Origin of the sequence: Peribacillus sp. R9-11 (assembly GCF_031345095.1) — a bacterium.
Classification (GTDB): Bacteria; Bacillota; Bacilli; order Bacillales; family DSM-1321; genus Peribacillus; species Peribacillus butanolivorans.
On record NZ_CP133763.1, the window covers coordinates 2,074,553 to 2,095,803 of the forward strand.

Consider the following 21,251-nt stretch of genomic DNA (forward strand, 5'->3'; position numbering starts at 1 on the left):
CCACCAATCTGTGCGGCCATATTCTCTCGTTTTTTTAGCGGTATGGAAGTAGCGGAAAATGGTGATTTGGCAAACTGGATGATCCCAGACAAGGTCTTCAAAGGACTTGAGTGGAGCGATGGATCTTGTCAACGGAGCGAAACACGTTATCGGAACATGTGAGTAAGCATAGCAAAAATACACATTGAACAAATGAAAGAAGCAGTTGGTGATGGTGTTGAATTAATAAGATATCGAGACATCAGCTTTTGTTTATTTAATGGCTTGCGCTGTTTTTACCATCATTGTAGCAGCGGGACTTAATTTGAAACAAGGTCTTTCCTTCAAAGATCCATTGGTAATTAGCAGCGGAAAACAAATGTGACCAAACAATAAAGTAATGAATATGTATATCAAACTTTCAACTTTGTTATTCAAGCGATGTTACGAGGCAATTCATCATCAATTTATCGCTAATACCTTTATACAGTAAATTCATACTGAATCATGGTATTAGTGTTTATTCAACTAAAATTAAATTTTATAATCGATTAATAAAGAGCTGATAATAATAGATGAAACAGAAAAATTCTGAAACGTTCGAGGAAATACTGAGTGGAGGAACGGAATAGTTTAACCAGATTTTTCTTTTCATTATTCGATTTTGTGGGTATAATATATTAAATCATATTAGAAGGGATGATGGGTGGCCGATGAAGTTCTAATCTTATTTCAAACATTTGAGAAAATTTTTCAAATTAAAAAATAGGATTAGTCTGCCCATTTTCCATATAATTTTTTAAGCTATTCATTAAATAGCTTATTTTCATTATGAAAAATGCAACTAATCCTTCCAAATTCATTTGGGAGGATTTTTTTCTCCCTTGAAAAAGAAAGGGTGATACGATGAAAGAAATCGTAAAATTAAATCAAATAAATTTAGAAATTATGGACCGTATTATATTTAAAGATCTTAACGCAACTATTGGTCGTGGAGAAGTGATTGGTCTAGTTGGCCGTAATGGTAGCGGAAAGTCCACGCTATTACAAATTTTACTTGGACATGTAAAACTATCTGAGGGACAGGTTGAATGGGAAAATAGCAAAACCGAAGTCTTTTTAGTGGATCAGGAAAAACAAACATACGCATCTGAGCATGTTACACAATTAGAAGCTACTCTAATGGCGAAATGGCATATTCCAGATGTTCCTTACGAAGTGTTAAGTGGCGGAGAAAAGCTCAAAATTCGTCTTGCAAAAGGTTTCGCGTTAGCACCGCATTTACTCTTATTAGATGAACCAACAAACCATCTAGATATAGAAAGTACGGAGCTGTTAGTTAATCAAATAGAAAATTATACGGGTACAATCATTGTCGTTTCACATGACAGATATTTTTTGGATACTGTAGCGACGAAAATTTGGTCGATTGAAAATACGAAATTATTCGAGCAAAAAGGAAATTATACACATTATATAAAGATTCGAGAACAAAGAAGATTAACTCAACAAAGAGAGTACGAAAAACAACAAAGAAAAATGGAACTCGTAGAAAATCAAATAAACGAACTGACATCGTGGTCGCAAAAAGCGCATGCACAATCGACTAAGCAAGAAGGATTTAAAGAATATTACCGCCTAAAAGCGAAACGAATGGATTCTCAAGTCAAATCTAAGCGTAAACGTCTTGAGAAGGAACTTGAGAAGACAAAGGTTGAACGTGTTGAGGAAGATTATCTTGTTCGATTTTCGTTAGAAGCGAATACGAAGGTCGGCAAAAGATTTTTAGAGGTGAAAAACTTAAAAAAGGATTTTGGGGAACGAATATTATTTGAACAGACGAATTTTACAATTCAACACGGTGAAAAAGTAGCACTTATTGGCCCGAATGGTAGTGGGAAAACGACATTTTTAAATATCGTAATGGGCAATGAGTTTGCTGAAGGGGACATTTGGGTTTCCCCATCTGCGAATATTGGTTATTTAACGCAGCAAGTATTTGACTTGCCTCTAGAGAAAACGCCTGAACAATTATTTAAACGTGAAACATTTAAAGAACGGGGCAAGGTTCAGAATTTAATGAAGCATTTAGGATTTACAGCAAGTCAATGGTCTGAGCCAATTGAACAGATGAGTATGGGAGAGCGCGTGAAGTGTAAGCTTATGCTATATATACTGGAAGAAAAAGATGTACTAATTTTAGATGAACCGACAAACCATTTAGATTTGCCTTCGAGAGAGCAATTGGAAAAAACGTTAGCAGAGTATACCGGTACGTTGGTCGTTGTTTCACACGATCAATATTTCTTGAGTAAAACGACTTCAGTTCAGTTGATTTTTGAAAATCACCGTATACAAAAGAAATTAAAGCAGTCAAATGAAAAGGTTGATTCACTTGCAGAACAGCGCTTAAAGCTTGAAACAGAACGACAAGAAGTATTAGGGAAATTGAGCTTTTTATCATCCAAAAGCCCAGAGTATATAGAACTCGATCAAAGATTCAATGAACTTACAAAAAAGATTAAGGGATTAGAAAATCTATAATTCAGTAACGAATGCACTTTAGTGGAAATTAAACGAATTTGATTTTAGTTTTATTAATTGTATTTACTCTGAACGAATCATATTAAAGAGCTTAAAAAGGAGGTACTACGTTTTAGATAGTATCTCCTTTGGGTTTCTTAAAGCAAAATAAAAGACTTTATTATCTCTATACAGCTGCCAGTTTATCTGCTATGTGTATTGCCATTCAGTTAGCTTTCCTTTATTAGGTCTTGATAATTTCAAAATGGAGTAAATTTATTACTTAGGGTACAACTTTGTATTACATCCACAACAGACTCTTTTAAATCCAAAAAAACCTGTAATCCTTGAGAGACAAGGATTACAAGGTTTATATAAGGTAATTCTGATTTGAACTAGCAACTGTCAATCCTTCCAACCTATTTGGAACAATTAAGAAGCTAATTTAGCTGATTTTGAAACTTTTTCAGGAAACCATAAACTCACTACAATACCAACAATAAGACAGATAAAGAAAGTGGCCGCTTTAGCAGTCACGATGGCTTCTAAAGGAGAAGTGGTCCACAGGATGGCACTGATAAACCCTGTAATAATAGTGGCTACTACGCCTGTACCAGATGTTTTTTTCCAAAAGAATATAAGTAAAATGACGGCAGAAAATGTATTGCCGACTCCTGCCCAAGCAAAACTGACCATATTATAAATAATGGAGCCAGATGCTAACGAAACAACAATACCTACAAGACCAGCTACAATGGCAATGCAACGAGATAATTTCACTAAGGTTTGACTCTTTATCGTCATACCCATTGCTTTATGAACAATATCTTCACTTACTGATGTTGTAATAACGAGTAATTGAGAAGAAGCTGTTGACATGATAGCAGCTAAAATTCCTGCAATGATGATTCCTGCAACCCATGGTGGCAACAAATCGAATACCATATGAGGCAAAATCATTTCAGAATCTTCAATCGTTCCTTGTTTATAGATAACGGAAGCAAAAATGGCAGATAAAAAGGCACCGACGTAGACAATTAATGTCCAAATAATCGCAACAATTTTTCCTGTTTTTAGTTCTTTTTCATCCTTTAACGCCATAAAGCGAGAACTTAATTGCGGCTGTCCGCCAAGCCAGCCAAAGAACCAAGAAAGGTTTGTAAATAGCATGGCTCCGATGGCTAGTCCAGATAATCCTCCGATCCAACTATCTGCACCACTTCCCATTGAACTTAAGGTATACGAAATCGATAAATCATTTTGTTGAATTTCAAAAAATCCTGCAATTGGAACGATAATAAACGCTAAAACCATTAAAAAACTTTGAATTGTATCAGTCCATACAACTGACATAAACCCACCCATACAAGAGTAGGCAATAATGATGAGGGCAACTACAATGGTTCCTACCGTAATATTAAGTCCAGAAAAAGAATAAAGAGTTTTACCAACACCGGAAAATTGAGCTGCTAAGTAGCAAGTAAAAAATATGACCATAATGATCGATGACAACCAACGAATCAAATTAGTGTGATTAGGAAATTTCACAGCTATATAGTCGGTTAATGTATACACTTTATATTTTTTTGTTTCATTCATAAATCTTTTGGCTAAAAAGAGCCAAGAAAAGAGGACGCCTATAAACATTCCCGATAAGATCCATATTCCTGACAAACCTGTTACATAAATAAAACCTACTGCCCCTAAGAACATATAGGCGGATTCACCTGTAGCTCTTTCAGAAAAAGCTAGTGCCCAACCAGGTAACTTATTTCCTCCGAGAAAATAATCAGCGTGGTCCAATTTTTTTCTACTAAAGAGCACACCCACTCCAAGCATTAAGAGAAGGTAAATGATGATTTCGGCAAAAACAATCGAAGATCCTGAAAAATTCATTTTATTATCTCCTTTATAAATTATATTAAACAAAGTTGTATAGTGAGAATAAATACAAAATTTTTTTCCCATCAGGGATTATTCATGGTTAACAACTAATTTCAAAAACATGATTTAACCCTTGATTTATATAAATAACAGAGCCAGATTTTGAAAGAGTATAATCATAAACAGGCTCTGAACATACTACAATGATATATTCTTTAGTTTTGGTCTAATTGTAGAATTGTTAAATATAAGACTTTAGCGGCTTTTTCAATATCTTGCTCTGAAGAAAATTCTCTTGGATTATGACTGATCCCATCTTTCGATCTAACAAAAATCATACCAATTGGGAATCGATTTTTAAACTGCATGGCATCATGTCCGGCACCACTAGGTAAAGAGACGATGGATTCACCTAATTCTTGAATACTTTCCTTTATGACATCTTGAATGTTGTCTTCACAACGAACAGGTGCAACACGTTGTAATACAGAGATTTCTAAGTGTAATTGTCGATCATTAGCTATCTTTTTCGCGAATTTTCTAATCTCTTGTTCGACTTGATCTCTGGTTTTTTCATCGATATCTCTAATATCAATTGTCCATTCCACCTCACCAGGAATGACGTTCACGCCGTTTGGTTTTACAGAAAGTTTGCCCACAGTAGCTACAGATGAAGGGGACTCCTTAGCTATTTTTTCAACCTCTGCAATAATTAAACTTGCTCCTACTAAAGCATCTTGTCTTTGATTCATCGGTGTTGCACCAGCATGCTCTGACAGTCCTGTTAATTTGAACTGAAGCCACACTGGACCAGCGATACCAGTTACATTACCTACTGCTGCTTCATTATTTTCAAGAATCTTTCCTTGTTCGATATGTACTTCTAAATAGCACTTTACGTTTTCTATTTTCGCACTTTGGAGATGCTGCTTTTCTAATCCATAATCCCTCATGGCTTGTTCAATCGATATCCCTTGATTATCTACTTTTTTTAAATCATTGGATGTCAATGTACCTGCGACAGCTCGGCTCCCAATCATACCAAAGCCAAAACGGGTTCCTTCCTCATCCTTAAAGGCAACAATTTTAACGGGATGTTTCAGTTCAATTTCTTTTTCTTTTAACGAATGTATGACTTCAATGGCGGTTAAGACTCCTAAACTCCCATCATACTTTCCGCCATTTGGAACGGTATCAATATGTGAACCTATTAAAATAGTGGGTAAATCATCCGTAGCCTCTTGACTCCCAATCAGATTGCCCACTGTATCATAATGGACGGTTAAACCAGCAGATTCCATATATTGTTTGACTCGTTCATTTGCTCGTCTCTCATCACTTGTATAAGAAAACCGATTTATGCCACCTTCCATTGTTTTTCCAATGATAGATAACTCTTCTAAATGGGTATTTAATCGCTTGATATTAATCATTTTTTTTCTCTGAATCTTTTAATTGAAAACGAAAATGACATTGTCCTTCTTTTAACACAAATTGATCATGTACGACGTTAAATTTATTGTTAAAACCATGAGCAATTGCATCATCTATCACCCTACAATAAACAAGTCCGTAAGAATGCATATCGTCATCAGCCCATTGTTGGCCTAATGGACATACTGTAAATGTTTGCTCGATTTCCTCAGGTTTATTCACCGTTTCAATGGTAAACAAATCACTTCGCCCCATATCGTAGTTTGTTAAGTATTGATCAATTGTGTTGTCTGCCCCATTCACTCTGGCTCTTTGTGCAATACCACGACCACGCTTTTCACCAAATTGCCATATACCTTCTTGAATAGCTTCTTCTCCTTCATCGCCATAAGTATCTACTATAGCTTTCGTAATTTGGGCAAATAATCTTGCAAATAGGGCAAAGGGTGTAAGATTTCCATACTTATTTTGACTGTTATGATCTTTAGGAATATAGTCAAATAACGTATGATTTTCTCTTTCTGTCGTTGCTTTTATCGCAATCTCTTCCGCGTCTTTATATCCAAAATTATCAATTCCTTGTTGCAGTAATGCCTTTCCATTTTCTTTATATTTCGAAACAATGATTTTTTCTATTTCTGTAAATAATTTAGCTGTCATGACTTCCATGGAATATGGTGGGATAACATGATTCGTTTTACTCAATATAAACACTCACTTTCTATTTTTCATTTTTTAGTATAATCCTAGCTTTCGTTTAAGTTAGTTTTCTAAATTTATAAAACCGATAAATTTACTAGCAATTGATTAATTGTTATTATAAATTCAATTCTTTATATAAATCAAATGAATAATTGTAATATAAAATATGAAAAAAATTAATAGTTGGAGTGACTATGAATGACACTGATCAAATATGAGATCTTTAGAACCGTTGTAGAAACAGGAAGTCTATCGAAAGCAGCGGAAGTAGTTGGATTAACTCAATCAGCTGTAAGTCATGCAATCGCAAGTCTTGAGTCCGACTTCGGTTTTTCGTTGATTACTCGGGGACGTTTAGGTATTCATTTAACCAGCAATGGAGAAAAAATGCTGCTTTATATGCGAGAAATATTAAAATGGAATGAGCTGATGATGCAGGAAGTATCTAAAATTAATGGACTAGAAACAGGTATCGTACGAATCGGTACACTTCCGAGTGTGTCTATTCAATGGTTGCCTATGATTATTAAGCAATTTAATAAAGATTTCCCGTACATTGAAATAAAACTATTTGAAGGAGATTACGATGAAATTGATCAATGGATCTCGGATGGAACCATTGATTTTGGTTTTATGTCCTTGCCAGTTTCAAAGGCATATGAAGTGATTCCGTTAAAAAAAGATAGACTATTGTGTATTTTACCTGATACGCACCCTCTAAATCAGCAGGATATCATTTACTTAGATCAACTCAAAGATGAATCTTTTATCATGCCTAAATCAAGCATCGATAAGGATGTTCGAAGAATTTTGAAAGAACACAAAATCAAACCAAAAATCAAATATGAAATCGCTGAAGATCAGGCGATCATTTCCATGGTGCAAAATGGTCTTGGAATCAGTATCCTCCCTGAAATGATACTGTATCGAATCCACGAGAGTATTCGAATAATCCCTTTGGAAGGTAATTATTATCGCTCCATTGGAATTGCAGCCACTTCCTTACGTTATATGTCACCAGGATCGAAAAAACTAATTGAGTTTATTCAGGAATGGTTAAAATGAAAACAGCTCTTTAGCACATAAACAAACTATTTGTCGTTGTCACACTTGTATTAATTGTATATTTTCAATAAATGAACAGAAAAGGTTTGCGGAAGCATCTTATATCAACTGAGGATCATGATGTTTTCATGATTCTTTTTTATTAATTAAAAGTTAATAGATGGTAAAAAAATTGTTTAATTGAATGATGATAAAAATATTAAATCTTTTATTATTATAGAGTCGATTCTAATCTACCAATCACATTAATGGCTAAATAATGATTATTTATTGGTTAAATGAGTGAATTGTTTCAGAATTACCTCTTTATCATGGGATTTTTCTTATAGGAAAATTTAAAATCTTTTTATAGTTTGTTTTAGTAGATGAGTAAAAAACTAAATCGATTTGAAGGAGTAGGCAATGTACAACACCAATCAGATAAGGTCTCGTAAAGCACTGGATAAACTTAAGCCGTATACACCAGGTAAACCATTATGGGAAGTTCAAAAAAAATTAGGGCTGAAAAGGGTTATTAAATTAGCTTCTAATGAGAATCCTATTGGACCATCACCCAAAGCAGGTTTAATCAAAAACGTTCAACAAACTTATATTCTACGGCACATAAAAGAATCCATTTTGAAAAAAGGTTGATCAAAATGGATTCTTATCTTTTTGAATGAATATTCCGTTTTATAAATAAGTTTGATTAAAAATCACTTAGAATTCTTTATTCGAAAAGGAATGAAACGCCAAAAAGGTTATTTCAAAATTAAAAGAGCCAATGTTATTTTATATGCTAATGACATAGATAGAAAAAATGGCATGTACAGAGAATTCGAGATGAAGATTGATGGGGGAACAAGATATTTTCCTTATTGGGTGAATGTAACCAATCCTTCATATGCCCCATGAATCCTATACAATGACTTAAATCAAGATAAGAAGAAGGATTTAACTATTGTATTAACAAAGGGTTATGGCACAGAGGCTTTAGATAGTGAAGTCCATGTACTAAAAAAACCCAAACCAATATAGGCGAGATTTATGAAGAGGTTCTAGTAGACAATCCTATAGCGATTATTTTGAAAAATTAAAACAAAACTGACACAACATGAAGCTGTAGTGTCAATTGGCGAAAAGAAAACGGTAATTAATATCGAAAAGTTTCAAATCCCCCAGACCATTTGTTTAATGATGTTGCTTTTGGCAGTATCGTCAAATTTGATGTGGTTGATAATCATTTGGTGGCTTCTGTAGGTGGTCAAATTACTCCCGCCATGTTCATTGGTACGATTGAAATTTCTTATGAATTTCAAGATAAAATGTATCAAGCATAGAAGATTGAGTATAAATCAGAACAAATAAGTTGATACGAACTTTTTCAACTAACAGGTGCGTTAGCTTAAGATCGGAGCTGTCTTTAAGGCAGCTTTTTCAATAATGATAAGTCGAAACTCCGCCTTAGTGAAAGGATGTTTACATCAACAGAATATTAAACAGTAAAAAGGAAACCTTAATGTTAATAAATTGAAATTAATAGTAGGATTATTATTTTGTTAAGACGCAGGTAATAAAATACAAGATTTTTATATTTACTAAGGAGGAAAGGAAAAGGATGAAACAAACAATAGCAGATTTACTGATTGATTCTTTGCTGAACGCTGGAGTAAAACGGATTTACGGGATAGTGGGTGACTCACTGAACGCTGTTTTAGATTCCATTCGCCGTTCGGGGAAGATTGATTGGATATCGGTGAGGCATGAGGAGGTTGCAGCCTTCGCTGCGGGTTCTGACGCATTATTAAGTAACAGTATCGCAGTTTGTGCAGGAAGCAGTGGCCCGGGGAATCTTCACCTAATCAATGGACTTTACGATTGTCATCGAAGTCGAATACCAGTGTTGGCTATTGCGGCACATATACCAAGTAATGAAATTGGAGGAGACTATTTCCAACAAACAAATCCTGAGCATTTATTCAAGGAGTGCAGTCATTTCTGTGAGGTTGTGACAAAACCTGAACAGATGCCCCGCATGGTTACGATGGCTCTACAACATTCCATTTCACGAAAAGGTGTCTCTGTCCTCGTTCTTCCTGGAGATGTTGCTTTACTCGCTGACAATGAAAGTGTTCCTGAACAGGTAATCCACATAACACAGCCGGTTGTTCGGCCATCTGATGAAGAGTTAAAACGCCTGTCAGAATATCTTAATAGTGGTAAACGCATCACATTATTGTGCGGGGCAGGATGTGAAGGAGCCCACGCTCAGTTGATGCAGCTTTGTGACAAACTTAAGTCGCCAATGGTCATTGCACTTAGAGGGAAAGAACATCTTGAGTATGATAATCCATATTTGGTGGGACTAACGGGTCTTATTGGATATTCATCTGGATATCATGCCATGATGGATTGTGATGTATTATTAATGCTTGGTACCGACTTCCCGTATAGGCAATTTTTACCAAAAAAATCTATTATTTTACAAGTTGATATTCGAGCGGAACATTTAGGCCGCCGAGCAGCTTTAACCTTTGGACTTTGTGGAGACGTTAAATATACAGTTGAATCACTTCTTCCTCTTTTAAGTGAAACACATGACACTCATCATCTAGATAAATTTGTTTCAAATTATCGGGATGTTCGCAGGGGATTGGATAAGCTTGCAATAGGGAAGCCAGGAAGGATGCCGATTCATCCGCAATTTCTTACTAAAGTAATAAGCAATCTCGCCAGTGAGGGCACAGTGTTTACATGTGATGTAGGTACACCAACTTTATGGGCTGCACGATACCTGGAAATGAACGGAAAAAGACGACTTCTGGGATCTTTCAATCACGGAACGATGGCAAATGCTTTGCCTCAGGCAATTGGAGCCCAGGCTGCGAGACCGGAAGTTCAAGTAGTGGCACTGTCTGGAGATGGAGGACTCTCAATGTTAATGGGTGATTTATTGACGCTTCGGCAGCATAAATTACCGGTAAAAGTAGTTGTATTTAACAACAATGCTCTAGGTTTCGTAGAACTCGAGATGAAGTCTTCAGGCTACCTAGAAACAGGGACAGGTCTTGAGAATCCAAACTTCGCTGATGTTGCCCAGGCGATGGGAATAGAAGGAATTCGTGTAGAAGACCCGGCAGATCTTGAGAATGCGGTGAAACGAGCGTTTTCACATAACGGCCCAGTTGTACTTGACGTGGTAGTAAACCGCCAGGAGCTTTCACTTCCGCCTAGTATCAAATTAGAACAGGCACAAGGATTCACTCTTTGGATGCTTAAAGCTGTGCTGAATGGCCAGGGTAATGATATTGTGGAGCTGGCTAAGACCAATCTCATCCGATAGTATGTAAGTAAGAGGCAAGTGTTAATAGAAAGCAAATAAGGTGAAGGTTAAAACATAAAAAAATGCAGGCAGGTTGAACATTAGCCTGCTCTGATACTGTAAAATAAAAGGGCTGTGTAAATCTGCATGAGCACAAATAGGGCCTCACATTCTTTTTTCTATGTCTTCTTAAAATAGAAATTATTTCTTTTGTGGGTTCTACGAGGGATGCCGAAATAATAAACGAGTCGCTACTTTTGGTGGTAAAAGAACCACATGATCATTATGCCTGATGCTGATTTAGATCAAACCGTTAATGCCTTCCTAGGTGCAGCGGTATGGATTTAGCTAGCTTCCCAATTTTAAGACCTTTTGCTAAAGTGGCATGATATATATTCCTATAATATCTATTTCAAAAAAAACCTCGATAGAATATATGAATAATCTGTAATCCGTAAATATCTGTCCAACCCAATTTTTGTTTTTTTAAGACTTTCAAAAATTAAGGGTTAAAAATGAAGTATAGATAGACAAAGGGAAACGATCATACTGATGGAAATTAAACATGAAGATTGCAAAAAAGACCGCCTATCTGGCGATCTTTTGAATCTACGTATTAAAAAACTAAGCAGCATCTTTTATCTCTCTTGTTTTGTTAGCAAATAGTTTTTCTATAAGAGTTGTCATAATATACCATACGCCCCATATCTTCCTGCATTTATATCAGAAACTAGTAAATACAAGGGGAGTAATTTATTAGTAATTTTTATTGGAGTCCTAATATGAGAGATAAATAAACGCATAGCACTAATAGGATACACATAAAAAAAGAAACGACAGCAGGGGCTTTCTTGGTGAATGAAAAAATGGTTAAAACTAAGAATAAAAGGGCTAACAAAATAAGAGACATACTTGTTGAGTTTAGAACAAGTTGAACAGTCATTTCTGGCTGAAACTGCCCTTGATAAAACATCGTAAATAATTTAGAAACCACTTCACTTGTTACAGTTGTTTCGTGTGGTGGTGATTGTTGTCCTAATGCTGCAGTTGCTGAAAATATAAGCAGAATTACGATACTTTCTACTCTTGCCCAAGGTTTTGGATTAAAGTTTATATCTTTCTCTAATTTCCTTTTCATAAGAATACTATTGATTACTGCGTAAACCATTAAAGGAATAATCAATATATGTTTAAACAATAGTGCTTGTCCATAAGGGATCATCCAAGAATTGGGATAATTCTTAAACTCAACAACAAAGGTCATTAGTATAAGACCTGTCACAATAGTACTTGCAAAGCAAACAATAGCAACAGGTGTAAACCATTTTAAGAAATTCAACCAATTAGAATGATTTTTTGAAAACCAACTAACAACGATTAGTATCCCTGTCCAAACACTAACAGCAGTAAAATGGGCTGATTGATTTAAAAAGCCCTTCACCTGATCATACGAACTGGCATGACTTGACCAACCAAGTGCAAGAATTAATATGAGCGTGAAGATAATCCCAATGTAAGAATAGAGAGCCCTTTTTCGATAATCAAACCAAACCACTAAAATAAATAATAAATTTGAGAAAATGTAAGTAAAAACCCACGCTTTTCCTACTTCAAATGTAAAAAGAACAGACTGAAAAGTTTGTGCAAATCCAATATCCTCATATAGGTATAAAATCAATTGTAAAACGGGGATAAACGAAAAGATGGCTATACCCCCTATAGCCATCATTAAATAACCCTTTGGTACGTTTATATCCGGTCGATAAGAGCTTGGCACAAGATATAAGAGAAAGCTACCGATGAGAAGAGCAAAGCAAAGATATAACAATGCCTCACTAATGATTCCTATTAAAAACATTTTATTTTTTCCTTCTCAATACCCATATGAAACTTCCAACAACGATCACAATTAATACACCAATGATAGATGGAATTATATAGGAGGGCAATTTGTTTTGTTCAATTTCTTCTTTTGGTTCATTTGCTGTTTTTGGTTTATTTTCTTCTACTTGTTTCGCATCTTCTTTTTTTGGTTCCTTTTGTACTTCTGCAGGAGTTTCAGTAACAGGCATATCTACCGAGAAGGAAAAATCTCCATCAATAGGATGCCCATCTGCTCCGATAATCTTCCATTTCGCTTGATATTTCCCATTCTCTAAAGGATTTGAAAAACTACCTATCATTTTATTCTCTGTTATAGAGATATTTTTAACAGGTATTGAATCTCCATTTAAATTTTGAATCTCAAATGTACTGTTCTGTTCTATCTTTGATTCAAAAGTTAATGTGATTTCTTGCAATTCCTCTTTAACGATAGCTCCATTTTGAGGAGATGAGCTTTCTAAACCAGTGTGAGCCAAAGCATTGTTTACAAATGCTAGGAAGAATATAAACGTAAATAAAAATAACTTTTTTATCATAATTAACCTCCAAATAGTAATAACGCACTCATTGTATCAGAGTGGGTATTATATTCAAACCATCATTACAACAAATTTTCGACAAATTGGCAAACTCGGCATAAACAAAATATTTGAATGTGGTGGAACAATAGGAGTGAAAAGATTTTATTTTCAACTCAAAATGACAATAGTGAGGACTTTTTGATAGGACGAGGAAAAGGGAAATCGAGTAAAAGAGGAATTGAAAAAAATTCTATCAACCTTTAATTGCACCCTTTTTTCAGCACCCCAATTCACTCACTTTTATAAAAATTTAATACTCGTTAACATCGCAATGTAAAAGGGAAACACAAGCAAAACACCTCAAAATAATCCCATCCATGCGCTTGTTTTTCGATAACTAACGAATAGATAAATTAAGAAAAGTATCGATAAATAGAAATATTGCTGATACAATTCTACAACTCAAATGTAAGAGTAACTATACATGCAATTTGGGAGAGAGAAGGTTTATCCCCTTATTCTTCAGAGGTCTTTAATGGATTAATTGATAACAGTTGTATCGCTCGTGGGTATGAATTTTGTTCAATAGTTGAACCAGCAGGAACTGTAATTACTAATTGCCCTACACCTGCACCTCCAGGAGTATAGGTTAATAGATCATCCATCTGCAGTACACAATTAACATAACCATTAAAGTAACTATTATGTGTTGCTAAAGCTGGTAGTGTAGAAGCATCTGCTCCTGTGTCAGTCCAGAAGTCTTCAACTGCAATTCTTAAATTCCCTGCACCTGTAACAGTGGCAGTAACTTCATTGAAGAACCTTACAACAGATGGAAACAACGCAACTTGTGCAATAGGAAGTGAAAGCCTCTGACGGGATTCGAACCCGCACTCCTTTCGTAAGCATAGGATAGGGGAGAACACGCTTCCCTACGGATTTTCACCGGCAGGAATTGCACCTGCCTCAGCTTATTTGCTTTTCGGTGCTTCTGAAACCCTTACCTTGCGACCCGGTGGCTACAATGTTTTCCGGCGCTCTTCCCTTCTAGAGCTACAGAGGCGAAATATAATACTCTAATTTTACGAATCTTATAAGTGGTTGTGAACGATAGTATAACCGAAATTAAAGAATGAAAAACCTGACTTGTTAAATATTAGAATCCTACGATAAAAAAGGGTTCTTCTTATTGTGCGGTAGATTTTGTGGGATTGCTGCAAAAATTAATAATGGTCCAACCTGGTTGATAGATGAAAATGACCAGGGCTTCCTTGATAGAGAAATAAATTAAATGACAAAACATCTAAAAGAGGGTGAACCTTCGCCCAACTTTAAATGCTCACGATTGGAATTATCAATCGTATATTTTTATTGCTTGAACTACTTTTCCTAATATTCGAACCCGATCTTTGTTGATATTATAAGTTTTTTCTTCATAAAATGGATCTGTGCTGGATGGAATCAGTGTGATGTTTTCTTCGAAAATGTTCACTTTTTTGACTGTAGCATCATGACCATTTACTAAGACCACACCAATTTTACCGCTTTCAACATAGGTTGTTTTTTCAACTAGGATAAGTGAACCGTCGCTGAATTCTTTATTCATGCTGTTGCCATTTACCTTAAGATAAAAATATTCTTTGTTTGTTTCAAGCATAGAATTTAATGTCGGCATATATGCTTCTATATACTCTCGGGCAAAATTCGGTTCACCAGCAGGGATATTGCCGTAAACACCAATTAATCTGACGTTCTTCTCGTTTAAATATTCCATTGAAGGATTATCTTCAACTGTAGGTGATCCTTCAATGAGGTGGGAAAGCGGTATATCAAAGCAAGTAGACATCAGGCTTAATTTATCCATTAAAGGTTTGTTACGCCCCGATTCCCAGGCTGATACTGCTGTAGGAGCAACTTTTAATATTTTTGCTAAATCTTCTTGGGTCATTCTTCGTTCTTTTCTTAACTTTTTAATTCGTTCTCCAATGTGCATATTTCTTCACCTCTACCTTGAATATACACTATGAGTGAATATGAGTAAACTTAAAGTGTGTGAATTTTACAACAATTTGTTGTTAACTATACTTCAAGTGTGATATTCTTTTTTTAGACAGGAGGTGACAAGATGTGACAAATGTAAAATTTACAATCAAACAGGCGAGAAAGTATAAAGGTTTAACACAAGAAGAAATGGCAAAAGTGCTAGGAATGGCCAAGAGAACCTATATCGATTACGAGCAATATAAAATTCCTTTACGTATTGATAAGGCTTTTTTGTTTGCAGAGTGTGTTGGTTTTTCGATTGACGATATCATTTTTTTTGACCCTAACATACACTTTAAGTGTAGTTAAGGGGCAAGTTTACTATCTGGCTTAACAACAAGTGATTGAGCAACCCTTTTTGAATGGGGTAATAAAACCACTCAATTATATGGAACAAATGCGAACATTTTAGGATACAAAAGAACATTGCTTCAAACATCTTTGGGTGAATGGACTATCTAACAGTTCGGAAAATAAAACACTTGTATAACAATATGGCTGATGGTCGTTTTAAAGGAATTAAGTCATATGAGTGATGTTATCTTTTGGTTAATGACTGAAGAAGCCGGCTTTATTATATTGAAAATCATCCGAACGTGCCACTGGAAAACCAGACTAAAAATAGAGTTTTCTCAAAAATCCATACTTATGATGATTTGAGAAAACAATTGGGAGGGTGGATAAAGTGGAAAGAGAAATTAAATCATTTGAGGTAGTTTCAGGAGCCGTTGTTAATACCATTTCGATTGGTAGAGAATTTGGTGGAGAAGTTGTTGAGGACATTATCTTACACGATGGAGTATTCAAATTGTTTAATCGCAAGGACGAGCTTATCACAGAAATTAATTTACCTGTTGTTGGTGTGAAATACGAGTATAAAGGAGGCGAGTTAAGTGCCTAAAGAAATCAAACATCCAAAAATTTCTCAGACTCTAAAGATAGGTTTTCTTAGCTTTAAAGCGCAACCAGAACATGCAGGCATTGATTATTATGGCCATGGAATTTTATTGGGTGATTCAATTGTAATGGATCCATCCACAGGTGAAGTTGTGTTGAAAGTAAACCTAGATAGTTACCTTAGTGAAGTTTATGGTTTTTTATTTAAAACTGCTGATTAAAAAAGAACTCTTGGATCAAATCCAGAAAGACAATCTATTTGTTTTTGGAAGGCAACATGAGTTATCGAAAAGAAAGGATTTAATTACAATCTATGAAATGAATTATTTAGTACACTAAGACTAGGAGCAATTGGACAGTGGCGCATTCGAAGAAATTGCAAATAAAATTAATAAAAATATTTGAGCCCTCTTTCCTTTGTAGGAGATAGGGCTTGTTCCTTATAAAAAGACAAATATGAAGGAAAGACAAAGTATTACACCCGTCAACTTGTGGAAAAGCACAAAGAAATTCACCAAAAAATTGAAGGGCTGAGGTATCCAAATGAAAGCCCAGTTGCGTTCCGTGGGAAAATTTTAAATCTCGACGAGCGAACGACACAACAGCTCTCAAAAGATTCAAGGCGCTATTTAACGTGGGAAGCAAATGGAAAGAAAGGGGTTGGAATTTGCAGTGATATAACGGGATGCAATCGAAGGGAACTTCTGTACATATTGAGTGTTATGCTTGTGATTGGTTTGTGCCAAAACTTGAGTATTATGACGACTATAAAGCTGAGCAAACTCATTGGAAGAATGTTATAGATCAAACATCAAAAGATCCAAATCGAGCAGCTCATTTTGAAAATGCGGTACGCAATGCCAGTTATTTAGAGAGAATTATCAACATATGTGAAAAGGGTATTGAAAAATCCAAGGAAGAGAAACTTCAAAAGCAGGTCAAGCCACCTGCTTAGACCACCTGAATGGGAGTGAAAATATGGCTAATGAAGGATTATTAGAAAAGCAGCAGCAGATGCGTGAAGACAGTATTGAGCGTGTCAAATGGTCAGTTCAGTACTTGAGAGACTTAGAGGGTGATCATACTAGAATTAGTGCAAAGAAAATCGCGGATATTTCTGGTCTAAGTCGTACGGTTTTATATAAATCCCATTTGCGCCCTTTATGGGATAGAACGTGGAGCAAAAGTGAAAAAGAACGGCAAAGTAAACACGATACAAATCGTCAACTTCGGGAACAAAAGAAGTTAGAGGATCAGATTGTTCTTTTAGAACAACAACTGCAGAAGAATGAACATCAAAAAGAACGCCTCTTAAATTCTCTAGAAAAGGAGAAATCACGTTCCAGCGTATATCGTCAGGATTATGAAGAACTTAAAGAGAGACATGCTAAACTCCTCCACCATAACCTGCGCCTCCTTCGAAAGCTACATCTTCATGGAGTAGACACAGATGAATTTGATGATAAAAAAAATGCTACTTTCGAGCCACAATAATTTTATCAGACAGTCAGTTCTTAATTACTGTCATGGCTGCTGTCAATCAATTAGAACAAGATCTTATACTTATGCGACAACGTGAAGGAATTGAGCTGCTGAGAAAGGGGGGCCTGATATTGAGATTGTGAAGGTTGCTACTTAAACTGAGGGAGTGTTAGAAGAGGAATGAAAATACATTTCTCTTTAATATCGCATTTGACCCATACTACGTAGTAGATAAGGAAGCTCATAAAAAAAGCGTGAAATACCACGCTTTTATGACTGTCGTTTTTTTAATTGTAAATTGCCTTTATTAAACATAATAAGTCCATTAATTCTCTCGTATATGGCATACAAAGGATATAGCAGACCAATAAACACGATAATGGAAGGTATTTTATCAATGACAGGTATTATGCCAGATAGCAAAGTTATTAATGTTTCTGTTAAGTAAATAAATAAAGGAATTATTGCGATCAAACCAATTAAAAGAAATGGGGTTACTTTTGTTTCTTCGACAATTCCAGCTCGTTTTCTTCCTTTTCGCGCAGCTGTCCGTCTGTATAGAGCGCCAAGATAGTTTTTGGAGGCTCCAACTGAATGAGCAGCTTCAGTTAAAGCAGATTTTAAATATTTATTTCCCTTTTTGCCTCTGGTTGATTTCCTTTTTCCTGCACTTTCATTGTGTCCTGGTACGAGGGCGGCCCATGAACATAATCTGGCTGCACTTTCGAACTGTTTTTCAACGTCCGTTCCGATTTCAGCTAGAATTTGTTCTGCCATTCGAGTGGCAATTCCAGGTATTGAATCCAGTCGTTCTATGTTTTCTTGATACACACTAACTCTTTGGGCAACCTCTTGATCTAGTTTTTCAATCTGCCAACGAAGTGAATACAATGAATGCACGTAGTCCGTCGGTATTTCTTCTAGCGACGTGTTCGTGATATATACATTCATGCCCATTAAACGTTTACTTTTATCTTTCATGACAATGCCTTTCTTCTTTTCACGTATCGCTTGATTTTTCAGGCGTGTTTGCGTTTGATCGTCGGTTAAACGATGGATAATGACACGTGCTGGAAGCTTCTGATTTTGTTCAATGTATGCCTCGGGTATTTCCATCGTGTCACCAGGGGTTAGACCAGACATCATTTGTGTCATATCAAGCTGGATGTATTCTGTTTGCTTTTTTAACGTGCTATTTTTGAAGTATTCTGGCTCAGGGTTTTTAATTTAAATGCGGGTATTCAGCTTCAACCGCGAGATATAGTAAGCCTCTTTATCATGAATGGCTTGTAAGTCTCCTAAATCGAAGTAACCAAGATCACGCAAACATAAATCGCCAGCCCCTACGGTTTCAAGACAGATGGTACCGTATGTTTTATCAATTCTTTCCTGGTCCAAGTTGCACGTTAAGAAATTGACCACTTAGTAAATCATATTCCAATTGAATTTTCACGCCTGTCGTATTACTACTCCCACCTGAACCTTGATAGTCAGTGGGAAAGAATCAGGTAGCTGAAACACAGTCGCATCTAAAATCCGAATACGTTCGAAAGATGAAATCATGTGTGAAGATAGCGATTGTGTCGCACAAAGTTTTTGTGTTAGGAGTGAAGTAAAGACTTCTCGAAGGAATGCGACAGCTGCTGGATTAAAGCGTTAATTGAGTCCCTCTTGGCTCATTAGTACACCCGTCGAAGCCTCTAACCGACTACATAGTTGCGTAAGCGATGTACTAGCGACTTCTTGGCTGAGCCAAACGCAAAGGGCGATGAGTTCATTTGCTTGATACTTACTAGATCGTTGCACAAAATCAACTTGTTTGGCAGTTTCTTGTAGGACTATTGGAGATAGAAAGCGTTGTAATTCTTGTGCGAAAAGTGTCAGTTCACTGGAGTTGATAGGATTCATAAAAAACACCATCCTTTCTCGTAAACTTCTTATGATAAGCATAGCGTTTTTTCATTTATTTATCTCGATGCATTTGAAAAAGCATAGAAGAAGACAAAAAAAGTGGATATTGATATTTGGACATTAGAAGATCGAACTGCCACAGCCTTTTAGGTTGTGGCAGTTTTTTGTTTGTAACATTGCTGTCACAGAGGATTGTTACTATGTAAATGAAAGGAGGATACGATGGTTTTTTCAAGTCTTTTGTTCATTTATTTATTTCTACCAATCAATATAATACTGTATTACTCAGTGAAAAATAGAAGCTTTAGAAACATCATTTTGTTAATAACATCATTATGTTTTTATGCTTGGGGTGAGCCAGTATGGATTGTCCTATTACTTATTAGTAGTTGTGTTGATTATTGTCATGGATTGTATATTGAAAGATTTCATGGAACGAAATGGGCTAAATACGGTGTTGTTTCTTCCATTATATTAAATCTTTCTTTGCTAATAGCATTTAAATATAGTGCTTTCATCTATGGAAATATTAATCTTATTTTTAATACGTCGTTCCAAATACCCGATGTTGCATTACCAATTGGTATATCTTTTTATACCTTCCAAACAATCTCTTACACAGTGGATGTGTATCGAGGAAAAGTACAGGCACAAAGAAAATTTTCGACTTTCCTTTTGTATGTGTCATTATTTCCACAGCTAGTGGCGGGACCGATTGTTAGATATGCGGATATTGCTAAACAAATAGAGCATCGAACTACAAATATTAGCCAAATTAGTGATGGTGTGAATCGATTTATAATTGGATTAGGAAAAAAAGTATTGCTAGCTAATACAGCTGGTAGTTATGCCACGATGTTTATGGATCGTTCTTCGGAAAGTTTAACCGTAACAGAAGCATGGTTTGGTATTGCGATGTTTACGCTGCAAATCTACTTTGATTTTTCCGGATACTCAGATATGGCTATAGGGTTAGGAAAAATATTTGGCTTCGAATATAAAGAGAATTTTAACTATCCATATATTTCACGATCTGCTACAGAATTTTGGAGACGTTGGCATATATCTTTAGGTAGTTTCTTTCGAGACTATGTGTATATCCCACTTGGTGGAAACCGAAAGAATGAATTTTTTAATTTGATGATTGTATGGTTTCTAACTGGAATTTGGCATGGCGCTAGCTGGAACTTTGTTGTTTGGGGACTATATTTTGGGGTTTTAATTTACTTAGAGAAAAAAATGATAGGAAGAGTTTTAGAAAAACTGCCGAGAATTGTTTCACACTGCTATTTACTAGTGGTTGTAATTATAGGATGGACTTTCTTCTACTTTACTAACATGAATGATGCTTTCTCTTATTTAAAAGTTCTCTTTGGTTTTGCTAATCAAAGCTTCGCTAGTACTGAGTTATATATTATTGTCACTAATAATATTTTCTGGATAGTGATTGCTATTTTATTATGTACACCACTAATCAAAGTCATTGGGAAAAAGGTTTTCAAAGGTGCTATGTATAAAGGTTGCTTGATTACTGGGAATGTTATGATTCTAATCCTGTGTACAGCTGTTCTGATTAGTGAAAGCTATAATCCATTTCTTTATTTCAGATTTTAAGGAGAGTAATG

The 21,251-nt window shown here is 35.6% G+C and carries 18 protein-coding genes and 4 pseudogenes; 14 read left to right on the forward strand and 8 right to left on the reverse strand.

Features of this window, described 5'->3' with window-relative positions:
- Positions 1 to 39 precede the first annotated feature (39 nt).
- Both RE409_RS10170 and abc-f read left to right on the forward strand, forming a co-directional pair.
- A pseudogene (locus RE409_RS10170) lies at positions 40 to 151 on the forward strand (CoA-transferase); the annotation flags it as partial.
- A 734-nt stretch (positions 152 to 885) separates the two neighbouring features.
- Complete coding sequence (abc-f, locus tag RE409_RS10175) at positions 886 to 2,523, forward strand: ribosomal protection-like ABC-F family protein (protein ID WP_201181252.1); 1,638 nt, start codon at positions 886 to 888, stop codon at positions 2,521 to 2,523.
- Positions 2,524 to 2,934: 411 nt separating this feature from the next.
- Here the strand turns inward: abc-f and RE409_RS10180 are convergent, their stop codons facing one another.
- The 3 genes from RE409_RS10180 to RE409_RS10190 form a co-directional block, all read right to left on the reverse strand.
- Complete coding sequence (locus RE409_RS10180; protein ID WP_201249741.1) at positions 2,935 to 4,398, reverse strand: sodium/proline symporter; 1,464 nt, start codon at positions 4,396 to 4,398, stop codon at positions 2,935 to 2,937.
- A 203-nt stretch (positions 4,399 to 4,601) separates the two neighbouring features.
- Positions 4,602 to 5,819: a Zn-dependent hydrolase gene (locus tag RE409_RS10185; protein WP_201224965.1), complete on the reverse strand. Its 1,218-nt coding sequence runs from the start codon at positions 5,817 to 5,819 to the stop codon at positions 4,602 to 4,604.
- Positions 5,812 to 6,480: an L-2-amino-thiazoline-4-carboxylic acid hydrolase gene (locus tag RE409_RS10190; protein ID WP_242486123.1), complete on the reverse strand. Its 669-nt coding sequence runs from the start codon at positions 6,478 to 6,480 to the stop codon at positions 5,812 to 5,814. The genes RE409_RS10185 and RE409_RS10190 overlap by 8 nt, the downstream gene beginning before the upstream one ends.
- Positions 6,481 to 6,720: 240 nt before the next feature.
- Between RE409_RS10190 and RE409_RS10195 the strand changes: the two genes are divergently transcribed.
- The 5 genes and pseudogenes from RE409_RS10195 to poxB all read left to right on the forward strand — a co-directional run bounded on the left by RE409_RS10195 (position 6,721) and on the right by poxB (position 10,909).
- The gene (locus RE409_RS10195; protein ID WP_201181249.1) at positions 6,721 to 7,587 is read left to right on the forward strand and encodes a LysR family transcriptional regulator; all 867 of its coding nucleotides are present in this window, start codon (positions 6,721 to 6,723) and stop codon (positions 7,585 to 7,587) included.
- Between the two features lie 402 nt (positions 7,588 to 7,989).
- Positions 7,990 to 8,148: pseudogene (locus RE409_RS10200) on the forward strand (histidinol-phosphate transaminase); the annotation flags it as partial.
- A gap of 162 nt (positions 8,149 to 8,310) precedes the next feature.
- A complete protein-coding gene (locus RE409_RS10205) occupies positions 8,311 to 8,481 on the forward strand; it encodes a hypothetical protein (RefSeq protein WP_201181248.1) in 171 nt (56 codons plus the stop codon).
- 272 nt (positions 8,482 to 8,753) lie between these two features.
- Positions 8,754 to 8,906 (forward strand): hypothetical protein, encoded by a 153-nt coding sequence (locus RE409_RS10210; protein ID WP_201224964.1) that lies wholly within the window; start codon positions 8,754 to 8,756, stop codon positions 8,904 to 8,906.
- Between the two features lie 278 nt (positions 8,907 to 9,184).
- Positions 9,185 to 10,909, forward strand: coding sequence for a ubiquinone-dependent pyruvate dehydrogenase (gene poxB / locus RE409_RS10215; RefSeq protein WP_201181247.1), 1,725 nt, complete (start codon positions 9,185 to 9,187; stop codon positions 10,907 to 10,909).
- Positions 10,910 to 11,654: 745 nt separating this feature from the next.
- On the opposite strand, the gene RE409_RS10220 is transcribed toward poxB, so the two are convergent.
- From RE409_RS10220 to RE409_RS10235, 4 genes are all read right to left on the reverse strand, one after another.
- Positions 11,655 to 12,746: a CopD family protein gene (locus RE409_RS10220; RefSeq protein WP_309558927.1), complete on the reverse strand. Its 1,092-nt coding sequence runs from the start codon at positions 12,744 to 12,746 to the stop codon at positions 11,655 to 11,657.
- Between the two features lies 1 nt (position 12,747).
- Complete coding sequence (locus tag RE409_RS10225; protein ID WP_201224963.1) at positions 12,748 to 13,308, reverse strand: copper resistance CopC family protein; 561 nt, start codon at positions 13,306 to 13,308, stop codon at positions 12,748 to 12,750.
- Between the two features lie 500 nt (positions 13,309 to 13,808).
- Positions 13,809 to 14,135 carry a DUF4183 domain-containing protein gene (locus tag RE409_RS10230; RefSeq protein ID WP_207198844.1) on the reverse strand — a complete coding sequence of 109 codons (327 nt, stop codon included), beginning with the start codon at positions 14,133 to 14,135 and terminating at the stop codon, positions 13,809 to 13,811.
- 512 nt (positions 14,136 to 14,647) lie between these two features.
- A complete protein-coding gene (locus tag RE409_RS10235) occupies positions 14,648 to 15,286 on the reverse strand; it encodes a LexA family protein (RefSeq protein ID WP_116821842.1) in 639 nt (212 codons plus the stop codon).
- A 134-nt stretch (positions 15,287 to 15,420) separates the two neighbouring features.
- On the opposite strand from RE409_RS10235, the gene RE409_RS10240 reads away from it, so the two are divergent.
- The 6 genes and pseudogenes from RE409_RS10240 to RE409_RS10265 form a co-directional block, all read left to right on the forward strand.
- On the forward strand, positions 15,421 to 15,645 hold the full coding sequence (locus RE409_RS10240) for a helix-turn-helix transcriptional regulator (RefSeq protein WP_309558928.1): 225 nt from the start codon (positions 15,421 to 15,423) through the stop codon (positions 15,643 to 15,645).
- Between the two features lie 376 nt (positions 15,646 to 16,021).
- Positions 16,022 to 16,237 carry a hypothetical protein gene (locus RE409_RS10245; protein ID WP_056523836.1) on the forward strand — a complete coding sequence of 72 codons (216 nt, stop codon included), beginning with the start codon at positions 16,022 to 16,024 and terminating at the stop codon, positions 16,235 to 16,237.
- Positions 16,230 to 16,454 carry a YqaI family protein gene (locus RE409_RS10250; protein WP_223305321.1) on the forward strand — a complete coding sequence of 75 codons (225 nt, stop codon included), beginning with the start codon at positions 16,230 to 16,232 and terminating at the stop codon, positions 16,452 to 16,454. Before RE409_RS10245 ends, RE409_RS10250 begins: the two co-directional genes overlap by 8 nt.
- A gap of 464 nt (positions 16,455 to 16,918) precedes the next feature.
- Positions 16,919 to 17,188: a hypothetical protein gene (locus RE409_RS10255; protein ID WP_201181240.1), complete on the forward strand. Its 270-nt coding sequence runs from the start codon at positions 16,919 to 16,921 to the stop codon at positions 17,186 to 17,188.
- A gap of 23 nt (positions 17,189 to 17,211) precedes the next feature.
- Positions 17,212 to 17,727 (forward strand): DUF6262 family protein, encoded by a 516-nt coding sequence (locus RE409_RS10260; RefSeq protein WP_201181238.1) that lies wholly within the window; start codon positions 17,212 to 17,214, stop codon positions 17,725 to 17,727.
- An 11-nt stretch (positions 17,728 to 17,738) separates the two neighbouring features.
- Positions 17,739 to 17,840, forward strand: a pseudogene (locus RE409_RS10265) (recombinase family protein); the annotation flags it as partial.
- Positions 17,841 to 18,228: 388 nt separating this feature from the next.
- On the opposite strand, the pseudogene RE409_RS10270 reads toward RE409_RS10265, so the two are convergent.
- Positions 18,229 to 19,623 (reverse strand): annotated as a pseudogene (locus tag RE409_RS10270) (IS4 family transposase); the annotation flags it as partial.
- Between the two features lie 225 nt (positions 19,624 to 19,848).
- On the opposite strand from RE409_RS10270, the gene RE409_RS10275 reads away from it, so the two are divergent.
- Complete coding sequence (locus RE409_RS10275; RefSeq protein ID WP_201249739.1) at positions 19,849 to 21,240, forward strand: MBOAT family O-acyltransferase; 1,392 nt, start codon at positions 19,849 to 19,851, stop codon at positions 21,238 to 21,240.
- Positions 21,241 to 21,251 lie beyond the last annotated feature (11 nt).